The following is an 18,634-nucleotide window of genomic DNA, read 5'->3' on the forward strand; positions in this document are numbered from 1 at the left end:
TAAATCAGCAGGGGGCCGCCGATAAATCTGATTTATCTGACTTATTCGCTCCATCGGGTAATAAGTCGGATTTATCAGATTTATTGCTGGGGTGCCGCAGGATTTCGCGGGGGCGGCCGGCACCAGTTGGCGCCAACTTTACCAGCTCCAGCCGACCAGGGCAGGCGGCCAGCGTTGCCTCCACCTGCTTGCGGTCGATACCGTGGTGCCTGCCGAGTTCACCCAACGCAACCGCACCACCGTGCTCTGCGACGATCTCCAGCAGGCGGGCCAATTCCTTAGCTTTGGCCTGCGACCGGCCGGCGCTCAGGATCGACAGATAGCTGTGGGCACACCAGCGGATCAACGCGCAGGCACTGGTGGCGATGTCGGAACCAACGGTGGAGGCACCTTCGAGTACGGCGAACAGTCCAGCCACCTTGATTGCATTTTCCCGCCAGCGGCTCAGCTCACCGTCGAGGTCTTGGAATTGGGTGCGGCCGAGCACCACGCTCTCGTCGTGAAACTTGGCGAACACCTCGCGGGCGTCGTCGTCGGCTTGGATCATCTCGATTTGGCCGTCGAGGCGGCGGGCGAGTACCTGGCGCAGTAGGTTGTCCCATTCCTCGGTTTCAGCGCGCAGGCTCAGCCGGTCGTCGAGTTGGCGCTCGGCTCCAGTTTCAAACACCAGACAGCGCGCAGTCAGGCCGCGCTCGATTGCCTCAGGTGAGGCGCAGAGCTCACGCACGACGCAACCCTGGGCCAACCATAGCAGCGACAGGCATGGCGCCTTTAAATCAACTGGCGGGCGGCCAGCGCGGTCGAGGCGGACAAACTCCACGCTGTACGCGTTCAACAGCAGGTCGAAGTCTCCCGAACCGCTTGTATATTTACCCAGGCAGACGCGCAGCGATGCGCCGGCCTCAGCCGAGTACGAGAACAGCGTCTCGTCGGATGCAGCGAGGGCGGCGGCCAATCCCTCGCTCGTTGAGTTTTGGACCAACAGAGTGGTGCGCTCCCCGTTGAGAGTCTCACGCTCGGCCTCGAGTAGCTGGCGGTGTTTGTGCTCCAGCTCGTTCTCGGCTTGGTCGCGCTCCAGCCCAGTTTTAGAACAGCAGACCGTCTCCAGCTTGGTGATCTCTTTCTTGAGAATACCCAACCGGCTACGGGAGAGCGCCAGTGCGCCGTCGTGCTTTAGGCGCAACAGCTCGTTGGCTTCGACGATGGGCCGAGCCAACCGCTCAGCCACGCTACCCTTGCCGCTCCCGCGCTCGCTGGAGGCAAAGACATAGATGTTGAAGTGCGTGGTCTTGTCCTTGTGGCCGCCGACCAGGGTGGTGCTTTTACCGATGGCACCACTCAGGACCGCCAGCGCGCTCATGGCGGGCAGGCAGGCCGGGACCTGGTAGGTGGAGCTCATGGACTTGGTGACGGTGCGCAGGACCGCCGGCAGGGCATTTAAGGGGAAGTTTTCCGGCCGGCCAAAGGTGAGGTCGATGGCCTCAATCGGCTTAGGATAAACAAAGGTAGAAGGCAGAACAGATGACGGTGAAACCGTATCCAGAATACCAATAATGGGATTGATTCCATGGGGTGAATTAGTCAGTTTTGACATCGGAGTTAGATGTTTATTAAAGCCGGTGGGCGCTGGTGCCTTACCGGCTTTTTGTGTTTGGATTAGACGGTGCGCAGGGCCTCAGCAGCGGCTTTGGCGCGCGCTTCGATTTGGGCGAACGATGGCCAGCCGGCGGCGGCTCGAGCTTCGCGCTGGCGGTCGATTAAGACGATCACCTGGGCTTCGCTCGCCTCAGCGGAGATTCTGGCCGCATCGCGAGCGGAGCTGTGGCCGGTGGCGGTCATCGCCAGCATCGGCGCCAGCGCTCCCCAGAGGTGGTGCTGATCGGCGCCGGCCATCTTGGTGAGGTCGGCCAGGCCGCCGAGCGCGCGCTCGAGTGCGTTCTCGAGCTGGGGCAGGTCTTGGGCGGCGTGCTCCTCCAGGATCGCGCGCATGAGCGAGTTGGAAGCTTGGGGGATGTCGTTGCGGGCCTTCTCCCATGCCGCCGACACGCGGCTGGCGACTTCCACGGCTGTGGCGAGAGCTGCCAACTTGCGCTCCAGTCCAATGTTTGCGGCCGGTGCGGTGAGTCCAGCGATCTCGGCTTCAACCCTGCGCTCGAGGTCGGCCAGGCGGTCGGCCTCGATTTGGTCGGCCAGCTGAGAAACCTCGGCTTGGGTGCGGAAGTGCGCCGTGCGGGTGGCGGCTTCGCGTTGCTTGGCTTCCACGATGGCCTGGCGTCCGGCGAAAATGGCGGCCGAGGGGGCGGTGGATTCGACGATGGGGTCGGTGTGGTCGGTGATGGTAGAGGTCATATTAGAGTTTTTTGGAGTTGGGGCCGAACAGGCCGGTGGGGGTGGTGATGTCAGTGGCAGTGGGGCGAACGTAGGAAACGCGGGTGCCCTTGGGCGGAGTGGCGAGCGCGGTGGTGGCGTCGGTGATGGCGATGGCCTTGGCCTCCAGCCTCTCGGCCGGGGTCAGGGATTTATTGCCTGCGATCTCGGCCAGGTCGGCCTCGAGCTGTGCAATGGTGAACATGCGGTGGCGGGCCAGGTGGGTGTCGGTGGTGGTGCTCATGGTATTAAGCAGCTAAACCAGCGAGGACCTGGCGGGCGGCGGCCACCGGGATGGCGACTCGGCCGCGCACGTTGCCGGGGCGGCGGAAGCGGGTCAGGCGGATGAGCCCTTGGGCCTCAATTCCGTACCACCATGAGCGGCTACGGTTAAACAGCGCGTCTCCACCCTTGGCGGGTATATTTAAAAACTCAGGACAAACGCCAACCGGCGAAGCGGCGGCGGGGGGATTAGTAAGGTATGCGGGTTGCATAAAACAACCCAACCGCGCACCTGCTAAAATGTCTTTCCGCTTAAAGTGAGGGCATTGAATGCCCGACGCCTATTTTAAGGCTCCAGCGTTTTTCCACGCCATTTTCCGTCGTGCCAGTGCGTTTGCCGATTTGCAGCCATGCGGCTTAGGGCCAATTTTGCGCTCCCCGCACAAGCGATCAAACTGCACCCAAACCTTCTCCCTGCCTTTCATGCGCTGCGCTTCTCGGTATGCCGCCACCTCAGCCGCCATTCGGATGGTGGGCGCCTCGGCTTTTTGCCGACGCTTCCCTGCGGCTCGATTAAATGCTGCGGCGATGTGCGGGCCGTTCACGATCTGGGTGTGGCGGTGTTCCACGCCCATCGTTGAATAAACCACTTCTGCGGCGCCGGGATGGTCCCGGAGGTAGGCGCGGACCTTGCGCGATTCCTGGAGCAGCATGACGGCGTGATGGCCCGGCTCGTTTATATCCAGCGCGAGCGCCTGCGGCTTGAATGTCCGGCGCCTACCGTCCCATAGGCCGAGCTTTTTTAAGAGGTCGGAGCTTAGGACCTCGGAGGTGGAGAGGTTGCCGAGTACCATCTCGAGGTACGGCGCGCTGGTCTGCGGCTTGTCGGGCGTCTGGTAGATGTGCCCGGCGGGCTTGCGATCTTTGCGGGGCATGGGGTTATTTTGTGATGTCTGGCAGCGATTCTACGGCAGCGCGCCGAGCGTCGTCGTCGGTGTGGGTATAGTTGGCGCTCATGGCGGCGGAGTCGTGACCGATAAGGTCCATGGCAACCGACTCGCTCACGCCTGCTTTTTTCAGCAGCGAGGTGGCGGAGTGGCGCAACGAGTGGAAACTGATCTCGGTTTTGGCGCGGGCACCTTTGCGGCCGACGCCGGTGGATTGCTTGTTGGCGTCCCTGGCAGTGACCAGACCAGCGACGGCCAGCAGGTCGTGGAATTGCTGAGACAGGGCCGCGCTCCCGTTGGCCTTGATGGCGTAGGGATGCAGGCCGGGAAAGATGGGCGACTTGGGATCGTCGGTAGATGGTAGTGCCTCCAGGTAGGCGAGCAGCGGGGTGGCAATCGGGATGTGTTGCCGCCTCCCCGTCTTCGAGGTGGCGAAGCTGATCTGTTTACTCACCAGGTCCACGCTCGCCCATGTAAGGCCAGCCAAGTCTTTTAACCGCTGGCCGGAATAAAGGCCGGCGAGGATCATCCCTTTCCATTGGTTATCCGCTGCGGCCAGCGCGCGCTTGATCTCCGGGATCGTCAGGGGGCGGCGAGTGGATTCCTCGGTGGCCAAAATCTTGATCTTCGCGGCGGGGTTGCCGTCTGGCAGCAGACCTTCGCACCAGGCCGCCTGGAAGAATACGCGCAGCACCTTCAACTTGTTGTTGGCCGTCCTGGGGGTGGCAGCAGAGGCACCGGCGTCCCTCCACGCTGCGACGGTGGCCGGGGTGACGTAGGCAATGGACTGATCTTTCTTGGCCTCCAGATGGCCGAGGAATGAGCCTAGCGCTCCCCGGTAGGCCGCATGAGTGACCGCGCGAGTCTCCACCTTTTTACGTGCCAGCCATTGGTCGGCGTAGGATTGGACGGTGGCCGACGATAGTGGGGTGCCGTGGATTTGCTCATGCAGCGATGACAAGACCCGGCGAGTCTGGGCCTCAGTGGCGCGACTACTGGCCACGCCTTCCCATGCGGTGACGATCTTCAGCGCGGACTTGCGGTCGGTGCACTTGGTGGACCGCTGGCAGCGCCGACCATTGGCGTCGGTGTAACAGCCGATGAAAAACTTGGTGCCGGGAAGTCTGCGGAGCGATGCCATGGACCAAAACCTTACAACCGGACTTACAACATTCAAGGATGTTTTAGGTTGTCCATACTTTGCTTTTACCTAGGCAACAGCGATTTATAAAGGAACGGAAACAAGGTAACGGTTCGAGTCCGTTCCCGGGCACCATTTTTGTAAGTACGTGAAGACCTTAGTGGTTTCACCCCTAACGCAAGAGCCTAGGTAGTAATCCAATTCGCGTTCAAGATGCGCTTAATTAACCTGGTTCCTGGAGGAAAAAACACCTTTGGATACACACCCTGAGCTCACGCTCAAGGCCACGAGGAATGTGTTCGCGAAGCGTGTGGCTTTGAGCGTGAGCTCAAGGATGCCGTAAACCTCAACTTGAACGCTAATGAGTATTAAGCGCCGGTCGAAACGCCTGTTGCGTTTACTCCCGCAGCCCCTTTACGCCGCATGCCTCATCGCGACGATGCCCGATCGAAAACAAAAGATCATCCTATGCCTAGCCCGCGCTGAGGCAGTTAAAAGAATCCCCCGGCTTGGCTGTGGTTTCAGCTGGGGGCTTCTGGCAAGGGCTGTTTCTGGAGATGCCTTCAGGTATAAATCAAAACGGCAGCGCCTCTTCTTCATCCGAAGGATGCGAGGCGGGCTCAACAAAAGCCTCGGCCGAGGAACCCGCTTTCGAGGCAGGTGCGCCGCCACCGAGCGTGCCCTTATTTTGATGCCAGAGTGTGCGGGCGGCATTGCGCAGGGTGATTTCCTGGGGACGCGCGGGATACGGGTTGCCACTGCTGTCGAGGCGCGGGGCTTGCTCTTGGGCATACCACGACAGCGAGCGCTCACCCAGTTGCGAAAGAGGCACGCCGTTGTTTTTGCCAAAATGCACCTGAACGTCACCGGGATTGGCGATGATTTCGCTCGGCTGCGGAACCACTTCGGCATCACCGGAACTCGGGCGGGATGCGCTGCTGGTGGAGGTGGTCGCACGCGCCGGTGTGCTGCGCGCGGGAGCCGCTTTGTTGCCGTCAGCGAGGAGCTGGCGGATGGCAACCAATTCTTGGTGGATAGCTTTGAGCAGATCGTCGTTCATAAGTGGATTGGCGAATCAGAGCGCTCGGACTTAACGAGGCAAGGGGCAACCCATGAAATTAAAGTACGCTCCAGCAACTCGCGAGCAGTTAACCACCCAACTTCTTAAACGGCGTCATTATCGCCAACTCATACCCATTCGCGTTCAAGATGAGCCTCATTAAGAGGGTTCAGGGGGAGCGGGTACCTTTGGGTAAACACCCTGAGCTCACGCTCAAGGCCACGATGAGTGTCTACACGAAGGCCACAAGGCGTGTGATCGCGAAGCGTGTGGCCTTGAGCGTGAGCTCAAGGATGCCGTAAACCTCAACTTGAACGCTAATGCGTATCAGCACCACTACGGCGCCCGCTTCGCCAGCTCATTTTGGCGTTTTACGCGCCACCTCCTGCGCATTGAGCTCGATTGATAGGGCCCACTTCCCTTTGGCTGCCGCTGCGTCCCGCCTGCTCCCGTGCCCGAACTTCTCCACACTCTCCACTCCAGCTTCGGTTATCCGGAATTCCGGCCGCTCCAGCGTGACATCATCGAAACCTCGCTCGCCGGCCGCGACGTCTTCGCTCTGCTCCCCACCGGCGGTGGCAAATCCCTCTGCTTTCAAATCCCCGCCCTGCACCGCACCGGGCTAACCATCGTCGTCTCCCCGCTCATCGCGCTGATGAAGGATCAGGTCGACCAGCTCCAGGCCGCCGGCGTCGCCGCCACGTTTCTCAACTCCACGCTTTCGCCCGCTGAAGCCCGCTCGCGCCTCGCCGGCCTGCACCGCAACGAATGGAAGCTGCTCTACGTCGCCCCCGAGCGCCTCATGCTCGATAATTGGCAGGCTAACTTAAAGGCCTGGAACGTCGCCGCCATCGCCATCGACGAGGCGCACTGCGTTTCCGAATGGGGCCACGACTTCCGCCCCGAGTACCGCCAGATCGCCAAACTGCGCGAGCTCCTGCCCGACGTGCCGCTGATGGCGCTCACCGCCACAGCCACTGAACGGGTACGCGCCGACATCATTAAACACCTCAAGCTGCGCGCTCCCGCGGTGTTCGTCGCCTCCTTTAACCGGCCCAACCTCACCTACAAGGTCACGCCCAAGGAAAAACCCGCCGATCAAATCATCGCCTGGGTAAAAAAGCGCGAGGACGAGAGCGGCATCGTTTACTGCGCCAGCCGCGCCGCCACCGAGCGCGTGGCCGAAGCCCTCGCCGCCAAAGGTTACAGCGCTCGCCCCTACCACGCCGGCCTGCCCGCCGACGAACGCGCCCGTAATCAGGAGCTGTTTCTGCGCGACGAGGTGCACATCATGTGCGCGACGATCGCCTTCGGCATGGGTATCAACAAACCCAACGTGCGCTGGGTCATCCACTACGACCTGCCCAAAAACATCGAGGGCTACTACCAAGAAACTGGCCGCGCGGGCCGCGACGGTCTGCCGGGCGATTGCCTGCTGTTGTTCTCCGCCGGCGACGCCGCCAAGCAGACCCACTTCATCGACGAGATGACCAACGAGCAGGAGGCGCAAGTTGCCCGCAATCAGCTCCGCCAAATCCTGCGCTACGCCGACGGCTCCAACTGCCGCCGCAGCGAACTGCTCGCCTACTTCGGCGAAAAGTTCCCCCTCGATAACTGCGGTGCCTGCGACAACTGCCAAGAGCCTCGAGACACCTACGACGGCACCATTGTTGCCCAAAAATTCCTCTCCTGCGTTTACCGCATCAACGCCGCCAGCCGCTTCGGCGTGGGCATCAACCACGTAGGCGAAGTGCTCACCGGCGCCGACACCGACAAAATCCGCCGCTGGGACCACGACCGGCTCACCACCTACGGGATTGGCAAAGACCTCTCGCGCCCCGCCTGGACCGCCATCGGCCGCGACCTGCTCCGCCTCGGCCTGCTCGCGCAAAGTCAAGGCGAATTCCCCACCCTCCAGCTCACCGCCGAGGGCCTCGACGCGCTCAAAACCCGCCGCCCCATCACGCTCACCAAGCCCATGGAAGCGCCCAAAGTCCGCAAGGTCGTGCGCCGCCAGGGCGACATTGAGTGCGACGAGATTTTGTTCAACCGCCTGCGCGACCTGCGCAAAAAGCTGGCCGACGAGCGCAAGGTCCCCGCGTACGTTATCTTTGGCGACGCCACGCTGCGCCAGATGGCCCGCGAGTATCCGCAAGGCGACGACGCCATGGCGCACATCTTCGGCATGGGTGCGAAGAAACGCGCCGAGTTCAGCGAGCTGTTCGCCCGCGAGATCTCGACTTTCCTTCAGGATAACTCGCGACAAACTTTTAACGACTGACCGCCCGCCAGCACGCCCCGCAAGCCAACACGGCCCGCCGCAAATACGGGACGCCCCTGATCTGCCCCCGCCCCCATTTTCTTCGTATCCCCTCACGCCACACCCAACGCCGCTTCATTTCTACCCCATGAACTCCCGCTGCCTCGCCCTGCTGATCACCGCCCTCCTCCCCCTCTCGACCCAGGCCGCCGTTGAAACATGGACCGGGCCCGACGGGCTGCCCATCCAGGCCGAGTTTATCCGCAGGAGCAGCGATTACATCACGTTTCAAAAATCCTCGGGCGCCCGCTACCTGCTGCCTTACAGTAAACTCTCCGAAGCCGATCGCGTCCGGATCGATGCACTCACCGGCCGCAACGCCCCCGCTGAGGCCCCCGGTGCCGTAGCCGCCACAGGGGCTGCTGCACCCGTGACCGCGTCAACGCCTGCGGCCGCAGTCGAACCCAAGGATGATTCCGCTGCACCAGCCGCATCAACTAAGGCAGGCAAAGTGATCGCACCGCTTATCGGCAAACTCGTTCACCTCAAAGGTTCGTCGCTGGCTCCCGTGCCACAGGCGCCACTAGCCGGCATCCGCTATGTGGCGTTTTATTATTCCGCGCACTGGTGCCCGCCCTGCCGCGCGTTCACGCCCCAACTCGTCTCGGCGTACAAATCGATCAAGGCCGCTCACCCCGAGTTTGAGGTGATTTTTGTCAGCAGCGACCAAGACGAGGACTCGATGAAAAGCTACATGCGCGAAAGCCTCATGCCCTGGCCAGCAGTGCGTTTCGACCAAAAGGACAACGTCCGAACCCTCCAGCGGCCGGGCAATGAAAGCGGCATCCCCAACCTCGTGTTCATGACCGCCGACGGCAAAGAACTCGCCACGACCTACACTTCCAGTGGCACCTACACCGGCCCCGGAGCCGTGCTCGCGACGATACAGAAGCATTTTAAGAAGTGATGCTAATTAGCGTTCAAACTGGGAGGCATCCCTGAGCTCACGCTCAAGGCCACACGCTTCGCGAACACATTCCTCGTGGCCTTGAGCGTGAGCTCAGGGTGTTTGCCAAAGGTATGCCCCCCGCGCAGGAACCGATTCAGTTAAGCTCATCTTGAACGCGAATGGGTATAACCGAGGTTACGCAAAAACGCTGCGGCAGGTTCCGGATAACCGAGCCGCTTGCAGCCCGACCGTGCTTCGGCACACTGACCTCTTTTCCGTGCGCTTCCGTCCCTCCACATCCTCCACTGCCGCTGACCGCGTGACGGCTTCGGCCACTGCGGCCGCAGGCAGCGACTCCGACGCCTCTGATTTGCCGACGTCGTCCTGGGTGAACCGCCACGCGCAACACCTGTGGGCGGCCGGGGTCTTCGTCGCCACGGTGGTGTTAACCGTACTGTCGTTCCCGCCCTCCCCCACCCCGGAGTTCGCCTACGCGTTTGCCGTTCCCGCCTTGTTCTGGGCCTACCTGCGCCCCTCGCTGCGGCTTTACGCGGCGACGATTCTCGGCGCCCAGGCGGTCGCGTGGACGATCCTGCTCGGCTGGTTGCACAACGTCACCGTCGGCGGGCTGCTCCTGCTCGGGCCCATTATCGGCATGTGGATCGGGGTGTGGTTCATCGCCGCGCATTGGGCGCTGCCCCGCATGCTCGGACGCGCCACGCCCGTGCGAATCGCCGCGCTCTTCGGCCTGGCCGGACTGTGGGTGATCGGCGAATGGACGCGCACCTGGATGCTCAGCGGCTTCCCGTGGATGCCGCTCGCCGCGAGCCAGTGGCAACGCATGACCATCCTGCAAATCGCCGCGTTCACCGGCGCGGGCGGGGTGTCGTTTATCCTGATCGCCATGAACCTCGGCTTTGCCGCCTACGCGCACCGCCTCCTGCGCGAAGGCCGAGCCGGTTTGGGCAAACGCTGCCCGGAGTTTTTCGCCGCGATGTTTTTGCTGGTGATCTGCGTGGCCACCCGGCTCCAGGAAACCTTTAACCGCCACCGTTTTTCCGCGCCGCTGGGACGCGTGGCCTTTGTGCAGCCCTACATCCCACAAACCGTGAAATGGGACAACGCCCAGGGCCCTGCCATCCTCAAAGTCCTCGAAGACCTCACCCTAGCCGCCGGCGCGACCAAGCCCGATTTGATCCTGTGGCCCGAAGCGACCACCCCGTGGGCGGTGAAAGGCGACGACGCCATGCGCGGCTGGGTCGAGCAATTGGTGGCGCGCACCGGCACCCCGCTGATGCTCGGCTCCATCGCCCGCGAAGCCTCCCCAGTTAACCCGGCCGAGGACGACTGGCGCAACGGCGTGTTCACCGTCGATCCCGCCACCGGCCTGCAGCCGAAGTTTTACGCCAAACGAAAACTGGTGCCGTTTGGGGAATTCGTACCGTTGCGCCCCGTGCTCGGCTGGCTCGAAAAGTTCGTTCCCATCGGTGAGGACTTCCAGCGCGGCAACGATCCGTCGCTTTTAACGGTTAACCTCAACGGCCGTCCCGTGGCGCTGGGACCGCTGCTGTGTTACGAGGATATTTTCCCGCAAACGGTGCGAGCCAGCGTGCTCGCCGGGGCCGATGTGCTGGTGGTCCACACCAACAACGGCTGGTTCGGCGAGGGCGGCGCGGCGTACCAACACGCGTCCAATTCCGTGCTGCGCGCCGTCGAAACCCGCCGCCCGGTGCTGCGCTGCGGCAACGGCGGCTGGAGCGGCTGGATCGACGAGTTTGGCAGTATCCGCGCCGTGCTCACCCGCGATCCGGAGAGCGGAAAACTCTCCACGGCCAGCCCCAAACTCGCCCCGCACGGCTCGGTGTATTTCCGCGGCACCCAGACGGTCGCCGTGAACGTCGATGCGCGCTGGATCGGCCGCCCGAGTTTTTATGTGCAGCACGGCGATTGGCTCGTCGTGGTGAGCGCAGGCTTGGTGCTCGTCGCATTCCTGCTGCTACGCCGCCTGAAGTAGCGCAGACTTCCAGTCTGCTCATGAGAAAAGCAGGCTAGAAGCCTGCGCTACGTCGAGCCGATCTCGGCTATAATATTATTTTCGGTGCACGCTAGAGCGTTTCAACCGGAAGTGTAGCCGCAAAAGAACGCAGAGACCGCAAAGAGGAATCAGATTAAATCTTTTCTTTGCGATCCTTGCGTTCTTTTGCGGCTAAAATCCGATTCCGGTATGGCTATAGTTTCCCAGAAAACACGCTAACGCTTCGCCACCCGCCCAAAACCGGAAAAATCGCGTACCGCGCTGTTCGAGGCTTTGTTTTCTCGCCCCAACCCGATTGAAACGGGTACGCAGTCACATGAAAATTGTCGGATTGAGTTCTGAGGTAGTGCGGTGCTTTAGCCCGCAGGTTTACACCGGATTCCCTCCTGCAATTACCGATGCGGGCTAAAGCACCGCGCTACTTTCGATCCGACACCTTAATTGCTACTCACTACTCACCGCATGTCCGCGCTCAACCCCACCGCCATTCCCCCGCTTGCCGAGCACCCCGACGGCCCCCGCCCCGGCCGCTACCGCCACTACAAGGGCAACCCGTACCTCGTGCTCGGGGTCGCGCGCCACTCCGAAACGACCGAGGAACTGGTGGTTTATCGCATGCTCTACGGCGACTTCAGCCTGTGGATACGGCCCCGCGCCATGTTCATGGAAACCGTTGTGATCAACGGCCAAACTTTGCCCCGCTTTGCCTACGTCGGCCCGGAATAATGCCCCTCGGCAGGATTCCGCCTCGACCCACTCCACTCTCGGTTAAACTCTCCACCCTGCGCATGTCCGGACTCCCTCGCCCCCCCTCTGCAACGCTGCTGCTGGTATTCGCCGCCACCCTGATCGGGCTGGCCGGCTGTTCGTCGAACAAGGCACATGCTCAACCAAAGCCCCAGCGCACCCCCGCCGTCGCTGCACCGGCCAAACCCGCCGCAGCTCCCGCCCCCACCGCTGTTGCCCCTAAAGCGGCACCTGCGCCCGTGGTTGCCAAACCGGTGGTTGAATTCCCCGTCATGCTCGGGGTGGACGTGCTGGAGTCCGCCGGCTTTCGCGCCCTTGCCGGCAAACGCATCGGCCTGCTCACCCACCCCGCCGGCGTCAACCGCCGCGGCGAGAGCACCATCACGGTTTTACGCCGCGCGCCCAACGCCAAACTCACCTGCCTATTCTCCCCCGAACACAGCTTGAGCGGGGACGTGAAAGCCTCCGTCAACGTCGATGACAGCATCGATTCTGTGACCAAGCTGCCGGTCTATTCGCTGCACGGCAAAAACCGCAAGCCCACCCCCGCCCAGCTCAAAACCATCGATGCCCTGGTCATCGACCTGCAGGACATCGGAGTGCGTTCCTACACCTACAACGTGGTCATGCGCTACGCGATGGACGCGTGTTTCGAGGCGGGCGTCGAAGTGATCGTGCTCGACCGCCCCAACCCGCTGGGCGGCCTGAAGGTGGACGGCCCCAGCCTCGACCGCGAATGGTTCAGTGGCGTGGGAGCCTTTCAAATGCCCTACGTTCACGGGTTGACGATGGGCGAACTCGCGCGCTGGGCCGCCAGCGAACCCGGGGTTCTCGCCGTCGCTGAAAACATCCGCGGCAAAGGTAAACTCACGGTGATTTCCATGCGCGGCTGGAAACGCTCGATGCTCTGGCCGGAGACCGGGCTGAAGTTTATCCCGACATCCCCAATGGTGCGCGATTTCCCCACAGTCATGGGTTATGCGATGACCGGCCTTGGCTGCGAATACAGCGGCTTTAAACACGGGATCGGCTCGCAGTATCCATTCCGTGGAATCGCCTTCAAAGGGGTGACCGCCGATCGCCTCATCAAAGACCTAAAGGCACTCAAAATCGCCGGCCTCAGCTACCGCAAAATCACCGGTCCCGACCTGGACGGGAAACCCAAGGAAGGCGTTTACGTAGACGTGAGTAATTACGCCGCGTGGCGCCCCACCCAGCTGAGCTTCGAACTCATGCGCCTGGCCTGCCGCTATGATCCGCCCAACCCCTTTGTTAAAATCGACGCGAAAAGCATGCGCAGTTTCAACATTCACGTCGGCTCGACCGCCTGGTGGGAAGCGCTCAAACGCGACGGCGCGCGAGTGGACGTCAGCGGCAACCTAGCCGCGTGGAACGTCAAGGCGCTCGCCTACCAGCAGGCCACGCGCAAATACTGGCTTTACCAATAATCCACGACCAAGGGCCGCAGCGGCGGCGGCCGACTTCGGGCCGACAAAATCGACAGAATCCATCGATCCGTTTAGCCGCGAAAGATCGCAGAGAACGCATAGAAACACAGGGTCTGTTCTTTGCGATCCTTGCGTTCTTTCGCGGCTAAACTGCCTTGGCTTCATCCGCTAGGTTTCAGGTTACGACCCACTACGCGGCAGTAACACTCAAAGGAACGGATCGAAAGGAGTGCGGTGCTTTAGCCCGCATCGGCCGATTGTGAGGGAAATTCAATACAAACCTGCGGGCTAAAGCACCGCACTACCTCAGAGCGTGGCGCGGACTTGTATTATCCGTTGAAATCCCATCCGTTTCACCACCGCTGAATCGGCCGCCAGAGCCGTATAAACCGTTACCCCCTTTTTCTCCGCATGTCCGATCCCCAAACACCGTCGCCATCCGCCACCCTGCCCCTGCTGTGCGTTGTTATCCCCGTTTTTAACGAAGAGCCGGTTGTACCAGAATTGCTAGAGCGGTTGCAGCGGGTTTTGGGCAGCCTGACGACCGTGCGCTGGGAAGTGGTGTTTGTGGACGACGGGTCGCGCGACCGCACCGCCTCAATGCTGGCGGCGGCAGCCGTACTCGAACCGCGTTTTCAGCTGGTGCGCCTGTCGCGGAATTTTGGACACCAACCCGCTCTGACCGCCGGACTGGCGCAGGCCGGGCTGGCCGATGCGGTGGTGACGATGGACGCCGACCTGCAAGACCCGCCCGAGCTCATCCCCGAATTGGTAAAAGCGTGGCAAGCCGGTGCCGAAGTGGTGCTGGCGGTGCGCCGCTCGCGCCAAGACGCGGGCCTGCGTCGGGTGGGCTTCGACGTCTTTCACCGCTGGTTTCAGCGGGTGAGTGATTTCAAGATCGAAGCCAACACCGGGACCTTCGGCCTCTTGGCCCGCCCGGCGGTGGCGGCGATCAACGCGCTGGAGGAGCACCACCGCTTTTTCCCCGGGCTACGGGCGTGGGTTGGTTTTAAACAAGCCGAGGTGATCTACGACCGCCAAGAGCGGGCAGCGGGCACCCCGGGGCAAACCCTGCGCCGACTGGTGCGCTACGCGTTGGACGGGATTTTCAGTTTTTCATATTTCCCACTGCGGATGATGACCTACACGGGCATGTTCATCGCCGGCCTAGGCTTCGCGGTGGGAGCGTTTTTCGTGATGCGCCGGCTGCTCGGGCAGGAGGTGGCCTTCACGGGGTTCACGACATTGGTGACGCTGATCTTGTTTTTAGGCGGAGTGCAGCTGATCGGCATCGGCATTTTAGGCGAATACCTCGGACGCATTTATGACGAGGCGAAGCGCCGGCCGCTGTATGTGCTGAGACCGCCGGCTGAATCGTGATGAAACGCCGCCTCGGGGAAACGCTCGGCTGGATCGGTTTGCTGGGGGCGCTCGCTGGGCTCGGCTGGGTGCTGATCGCCACCTCCTTCATGGTCTACGATGACGAAGGCTATGTGCTCATGTCGGTGCGGCAGTTTTGCGACGGCAAGCCGCTGTACACCGAGGTTTTCAGCCAGTACGGGCCGGCATTTTTCCTGTTTTATCGCGGCCTGCATGCGCTCACCGGACTAGTCTACGATCATGAGGTTGGCAGGCTTCTGACGCTCGGTTACTGGCTGACGACGGCGGGGGTCATCGGCTGGTTAACGCGAAGGCTGACCGCCTCCGTGATCACCGGCTGGACGGCGACGGCGCTGGGGTTTGTTGCCCTGACCCCCAACATCAACGAGCCGTTTCACCCCGGCAGTTTACTGGTTTTATTAAGCGTGGTGGCAACCTGGGCGGGTGCGGAATGTATCCTACGAGGCTGGAGCAAGCGCATGGGGGTGGTGATGGGCGCCATCGGAGCCGCCATGCTCTTGATCAAAATCAACGTGGGCCTGTTTTTGCTCTGCGCGTGGGGCAGTTGGTGGCTCGCCCAAGAGGTGCAGTGCTCCCGCTGGCGGCATTATCTGGGATGGGCAATAAGTGTGAGCGTGATCGCGGCTCCGCTGGTGCTGATGCGGCTTCATTTAACGGAGCCTTGGGCGCTGGGTTTTGCCTGGATATTCAGCGCCGGGGCCCTCGGGTTATGGTGGCAAATCGTACGATCGCAGGGGCGCGATGAAAACGCAGCCGGCTGGGCTTGGCTGGGGGCGGTCGGGGTGGTGATCGGAACCGTCGTCGCGGGCATGGCGGCGCTCGGCACTTCACCGGCCGCGCTGCTGGAAGGCGGCTTGCTGGCACCGTTGCGCCACCCCCAAATGTACACCTTTCCGGCGCGCACCCCCTTGGTGGTCGGCGGTGTGGCCTGGGTTTCACTCCTCGCCTTTTGGTTGACGACGCGCAGTCGCCTCGGCGGCTGGCGCACATCGATCATTGTGGCGGTAAGGTTAACGGGGGTGGCGGGCTACTTTTGGCACATGAAAGCCCCGCATAATCAGTGGGGGTTATACGACTACGCCTTGGCCTGGGGGCCAGCGCTGGCCGGATGGATGCTTATTCCGTTAACCGAGCACTCCTCCCGGCAGCTGCGCGCACGCTGGTGGCTCGGGTGGATTTTTGTCTGGCAACTGTTACAGGCTTACCCGGTGGCTGGATCGCAAGTGACCTGGGGTGGGGCCTTGTGGGTGGTCATTGCCGGGGTCGGCTGCGTGGACCTAGGGCGCTGGGCCAGCGTGCGCTGGCGGTGGGCGCCCGCGGTGGGTGCGCTGGCTTGGGCCGGGGTGGCCTTAACCACGACGGGGATCGTGGTGCGCGGCGCCCACAACTGGTGGATGGACAGCACACCGCTGCAACTGCCGGGCGCCCGGTGGCTGCGACCGCCGCCCGACATTACCCGTCCGCTGCAAATCCTGCAGACGAACCTCCAGCGTGACGCCGGGGTGGTTTTTAGCCTGCCGGGTATGTTCAGCCTGAACCTATGGAGCGGCAGGCCGACCCCGACGGCGGCCAATACCACGCACTGGTTCAGCCTGCTCAATGAGCCTCAACAGACGGAGATTATAAAGGTTCTGGCGGCTGACCCAAAGGCCATGCTCGTGGTTCAGCGTGATTTATTAAGACTGCTTTACCAAAATGGCTACGGCCCCTCGGGACTGCTGGCGGATTATCTCCGTACAGCCTTTGCACCTGCGATCCGTGTAGGCGGCTACGACCTCTGCGTGAAGCGGGGGCGCCGGATTGCGGCCTATGACACGTTTCGGGTCGAAAATGACCGGTTGGTTGCAATGGTGGTGCGCCCCAGCGGTCCGGCCCCGATCCGGCTACGCGCCCCCGCCCGATCGGATTGGCTTGGCATATGCCTCACGTCAGCAACGTGGAGCCAACAGGACGCAACGACCTGGCACATTGAGGCGTCGCTACCCAACGACTGGCCGAAAGGGGTACAGCGGGAAATCGCCATCGGGGAGATCTCGGTGCAGGTGATCCCGGAGAACGCCCTGCCGGCCGACTAACAAACGACATAGGCGTTTGTGGCTTTCCCCGAAATTGTTGCCTTAAAAATTAAGCCTCTCCCGCTCCACCACCAACGGGCGCTTGGTTACCTTGGTATGAATCGCGCCAATATACTCACCCAACACGCCAATAAAAAAGAGTTGGACTGAGCCGATAAAAAAAAGCCCTACCACCACCGGTGCGGTGCCTAGGGAAAAACTGTCCCAGTTGAGTAGTTTAGAGCCTGTCCCAAATTTCCGGATTTTTAAAAAGTGCGCAGAGGTCCATTGGGATTGCGGGCGAACGAGGTGGCACGAATCACCCCAGCGACGTTAAACGGCGGCCCGAATCGATTTTTCCCGCCCCCAAGCGCGGTAGTAAGGTACGGCAAAGCCGGGGCGAGCCCCAGGGTTATTCACATTTTTGCCGGAAAATTGAATTAAGCGGCCAGCGGAAGTGTTATTTCCTCGGCAAGGATTCGTGACACCAGCCAGAGGTTGTGACCGAGTACACTCCAACCCACCGAACGGTAGCGGTTGGCAAACCCTTTACAGCGCAAGCGTCCGCCGAGGCGTTGTTTGAGGATCGCAATGCGCGCTTCGGTCGCCGAACGGCGCCGCTGCAATTGGGCGAAGCGTTTTTCGCTCAAACGCTCCTTGAGCGCGTGCGGATCACGCGGGCATACCGCATCGTAAACGTCTTGTTGCTTGAGCATTGCGGAAGTTTTTTTGGTGGCGAAGCCGCGGTCGGTGCCGACCGCGCTAATCGGCGCACTCAGGTCAAAGCGGTTCTGCCGCGCCAGGCTTTCCTCGAGTTGGCACCATTCTGCCGGAGCCGCGCCCTGGTAGAGTTGCCAGTCGGTGATTAAACCGGAGAGCGCCTCGCTCAACAGCAACGAGTTGCCAAACTCGACTTGGCTCCCTGCTTTGCCGCGAACCAGTACGTTCACATCAAGTTCATGCACGCTGAGGATCTTTTGGTCGTTGGGCACCGGGCGTCCGCCGATGATGCGCTCGTGGGCCTGCTTGATGACGGCGGGCAGTTGGCCGAGCATAGCGTCGATGCGGGTGGTTATCCGCTTGGTTTGGCGTTGGCTGTAATGGGTTTGGCTATACTTCTGCGCCAACAGGTCGCGGTGGCGGCGGGCATGTTCTCCGATCGTGCGTAACAGCGTCTTCATCTTGCGCAGGATCTGTTTACGCGCGCGCTTGGCGTCGTTGCGGCGGCCTGCGTGGGTCATTGACATGCACAACTTGTTCATCTGCTTGGCAAAGCACTCCGGCTCTTCAGGCATACGGTGGAGCAGTCCAGCGCGGCGGATTAAAATCATGGCCTTGAGCAAAGTCTTGGACACATCACGCAACAGCACCCAGTCCACCGGGAAGTGGATGTTGGTCTCCAAGCACGTGCCGTCGATGAGGCAAACATCCATGTCCAGCGGCGCGCTCAACCCGAGTTCAGTGGCGCGATCCTTCTCGCCGCACATCTCCACCAACACTTGCCCCATCCAGCGCACCTGTTCGGCGGTGAAAAACTTCGAGGCCCGCTCCAGCACACTTTTGGACGCCCCCTTGATTCCCTCAAGCGTGCGAACACCGCAAAAATCCGCCAGTAAATCACTTGAGGCAATGCTACGGGAAAGCTCGCGAAAGGATATGTTGCCCAAATGCACCCGCAACACTTCAAAGCGTAACGCTTTGAGCGCAAACTCCATACGCTGGCGTAGTTGTGCGACACTGGCTTGGCCTGCCCCCGCCTTGGCAAAGTCCATCGCCATCGTCTCCAAGTGGCTGCCACGCAACAACGCGTCGAGTCCTTCCAATTGCTGGCGAAACTCGGCGTAATCTTTATTGGCACCGACTGGCGTTAGCGCCGGACGCAACCAGCGTTGCAGGGCAATGGCCGAGGTGGCGGATACGGGTTTTGACTTCATGGCCGATTATAGCGGCTTTTTTTTGACCAAAACCAGGGAATTACCCCTCTTTAGGCATCATTAAACTTA

Annotated in this window: 15 protein-coding genes; 7 read left to right on the plus strand and 8 right to left on the minus strand. The window is 61.5% G+C overall.

Annotated elements, in window-relative coordinates; all coding sequences use genetic code 11:
* Positions 1-4: 4 nt before the first annotated feature.
* From H2170_14445 to H2170_14475, 7 genes are all read right to left on the minus strand, one after another.
* Positions 5-1,594, minus strand: a complete 1,590-nt coding sequence (locus tag H2170_14445; GenBank protein ID MCS6301273.1) for a DUF3987 domain-containing protein — start codon at positions 1,592-1,594, stop codon at positions 5-7.
* 62 nt (positions 1,595-1,656) lie between these two features.
* Positions 1,657-2,349, minus strand: a complete 693-nt coding sequence (locus H2170_14450) for a hypothetical protein (protein ID MCS6301274.1) — start codon at positions 2,347-2,349, stop codon at positions 1,657-1,659.
* Between the two features lies 1 nt (position 2,350).
* Positions 2,351-2,611 (minus strand): hypothetical protein, encoded by a 261-nt coding sequence (locus tag H2170_14455; GenBank protein MCS6301275.1) that lies wholly within the window; start codon positions 2,609-2,611, stop codon positions 2,351-2,353.
* A 4-nt stretch (positions 2,612-2,615) separates the two neighbouring features.
* Entirely contained in the window at positions 2,616-2,861 is a 246-nt protein-coding gene (locus H2170_14460) for a hypothetical protein (GenBank protein MCS6301276.1), read from the minus strand.
* Between the two features lie 69 nt (positions 2,862-2,930).
* Complete coding sequence (locus H2170_14465; protein MCS6301277.1) at positions 2,931-3,524, minus strand: hypothetical protein; 594 nt, start codon at positions 3,522-3,524, stop codon at positions 2,931-2,933.
* Between the two features lie 4 nt (positions 3,525-3,528).
* A complete protein-coding gene (locus H2170_14470) occupies positions 3,529-4,677 on the minus strand; it encodes a tyrosine-type recombinase/integrase (protein ID MCS6301278.1) in 1,149 nt (382 codons plus the stop codon).
* Positions 4,678-5,251: 574 nt separating this feature from the next.
* Complete coding sequence (locus H2170_14475; protein MCS6301279.1) at positions 5,252-5,737, minus strand: hypothetical protein; 486 nt, start codon at positions 5,735-5,737, stop codon at positions 5,252-5,254.
* A gap of 451 nt (positions 5,738-6,188) precedes the next feature.
* On the opposite strand from H2170_14475, the gene recQ reads away from it, so the two are divergent.
* From recQ to H2170_14510, 7 genes are all read left to right on the plus strand, one after another.
* Positions 6,189-8,018 carry a DNA helicase RecQ gene (gene recQ, locus H2170_14480; protein ID MCS6301280.1) on the plus strand — a complete coding sequence of 610 codons (1,830 nt, stop codon included), beginning with the start codon at positions 6,189-6,191 and terminating at the stop codon, positions 8,016-8,018.
* Between the two features lie 127 nt (positions 8,019-8,145).
* A complete protein-coding gene (locus H2170_14485) occupies positions 8,146-8,964 on the plus strand; it encodes a redoxin domain-containing protein (GenBank protein MCS6301281.1) in 819 nt (272 codons plus the stop codon).
* 352 nt (positions 8,965-9,316) lie between these two features.
* The gene (gene lnt, locus H2170_14490; protein MCS6301282.1) at positions 9,317-10,960 is read left to right on the plus strand and encodes an apolipoprotein N-acyltransferase; all 1,644 of its coding nucleotides are present in this window, start codon (positions 9,317-9,319) and stop codon (positions 10,958-10,960) included.
* A 483-nt stretch (positions 10,961-11,443) separates the two neighbouring features.
* The gene (locus tag H2170_14495) at positions 11,444-11,707 is read left to right on the plus strand and encodes a DUF1653 domain-containing protein (protein MCS6301283.1); all 264 of its coding nucleotides are present in this window, start codon (positions 11,444-11,446) and stop codon (positions 11,705-11,707) included.
* A gap of 293 nt (positions 11,708-12,000) precedes the next feature.
* Positions 12,001-13,176 (plus strand): DUF1343 domain-containing protein, encoded by a 1,176-nt coding sequence (locus H2170_14500; GenBank protein ID MCS6301284.1) that lies wholly within the window; start codon positions 12,001-12,003, stop codon positions 13,174-13,176.
* A 411-nt stretch (positions 13,177-13,587) separates the two neighbouring features.
* The gene (locus H2170_14505) at positions 13,588-14,556 is read left to right on the plus strand and encodes a glycosyltransferase family 2 protein (protein ID MCS6301285.1); all 969 of its coding nucleotides are present in this window, start codon (positions 13,588-13,590) and stop codon (positions 14,554-14,556) included.
* Positions 14,556-16,652 carry a hypothetical protein gene (locus tag H2170_14510; GenBank protein ID MCS6301286.1) on the plus strand — a complete coding sequence of 699 codons (2,097 nt, stop codon included), beginning with the start codon at positions 14,556-14,558 and terminating at the stop codon, positions 16,650-16,652. Before H2170_14505 ends, H2170_14510 begins: the two co-directional genes overlap by 1 nt.
* Before the next feature lie 419 nt (positions 16,653-17,071).
* On the opposite strand, the gene H2170_14515 is transcribed toward H2170_14510, so the two are convergent.
* The gene (locus H2170_14515; GenBank protein MCS6301287.1) at positions 17,072-18,565 is read right to left on the minus strand and encodes a hypothetical protein; all 1,494 of its coding nucleotides are present in this window, start codon (positions 18,563-18,565) and stop codon (positions 17,072-17,074) included.
* Between the last annotated feature and the right edge of the window lie 69 nt (positions 18,566-18,634).

The organism is Opitutus sp., from assembly GCA_024998815.1.
GTDB lineage: Bacteria > Verrucomicrobiota > Verrucomicrobiia > Opitutales > Opitutaceae > Rariglobus.

Coding starts and splice junctions, on each gene's coding strand:
- H2170_14445 (MCS6301273.1), bottom strand. CDS start 1,594: ATGTCAAAACTGACTAATTCACCCCATGGAATCAATCCCATTATTGGT.
- H2170_14450 (MCS6301274.1), bottom strand. CDS start 2,349: ATGACCTCTACCATCACCGACCACACCGACCCCATCGTCGAATCCACC.
- H2170_14455 (MCS6301275.1), bottom strand. CDS start 2,611: ATGAGCACCACCACCGACACCCACCTGGCCCGCCACCGCATGTTCACC.
- H2170_14460 (MCS6301276.1), bottom strand. CDS start 2,861: ATGCAACCCGCATACCTTACTAATCCCCCCGCCGCCGCTTCGCCGGTT.
- H2170_14465 (MCS6301277.1), bottom strand. CDS start 3,524: ATGCCCCGCAAAGATCGCAAGCCCGCCGGGCACATCTACCAGACGCCC.
- H2170_14470 (MCS6301278.1), bottom strand. CDS start 4,677: ATGGCATCGCTCCGCAGACTTCCCGGCACCAAGTTTTTCATCGGCTGT.
- H2170_14475 (MCS6301279.1), bottom strand. CDS start 5,737: ATGAACGACGATCTGCTCAAAGCTATCCACCAAGAATTGGTTGCCATC.
- H2170_14485 (MCS6301281.1), top strand. CDS start 8,146: ATGAACTCCCGCTGCCTCGCCCTGCTGATCACCGCCCTCCTCCCCCTC.
- H2170_14495 (MCS6301283.1), top strand. CDS start 11,444: ATGTCCGCGCTCAACCCCACCGCCATTCCCCCGCTTGCCGAGCACCCC.
- H2170_14500 (MCS6301284.1), top strand. CDS start 12,001: ATGCTCGGGGTGGACGTGCTGGAGTCCGCCGGCTTTCGCGCCCTTGCC.
- H2170_14505 (MCS6301285.1), top strand. CDS start 13,588: ATGTCCGATCCCCAAACACCGTCGCCATCCGCCACCCTGCCCCTGCTG.
- H2170_14510 (MCS6301286.1), top strand. CDS start 14,556: ATGAAACGCCGCCTCGGGGAAACGCTCGGCTGGATCGGTTTGCTGGGG.
- H2170_14515 (MCS6301287.1), bottom strand. CDS start 18,565: ATGAAGTCAAAACCCGTATCCGCCACCTCGGCCATTGCCCTGCAACGC.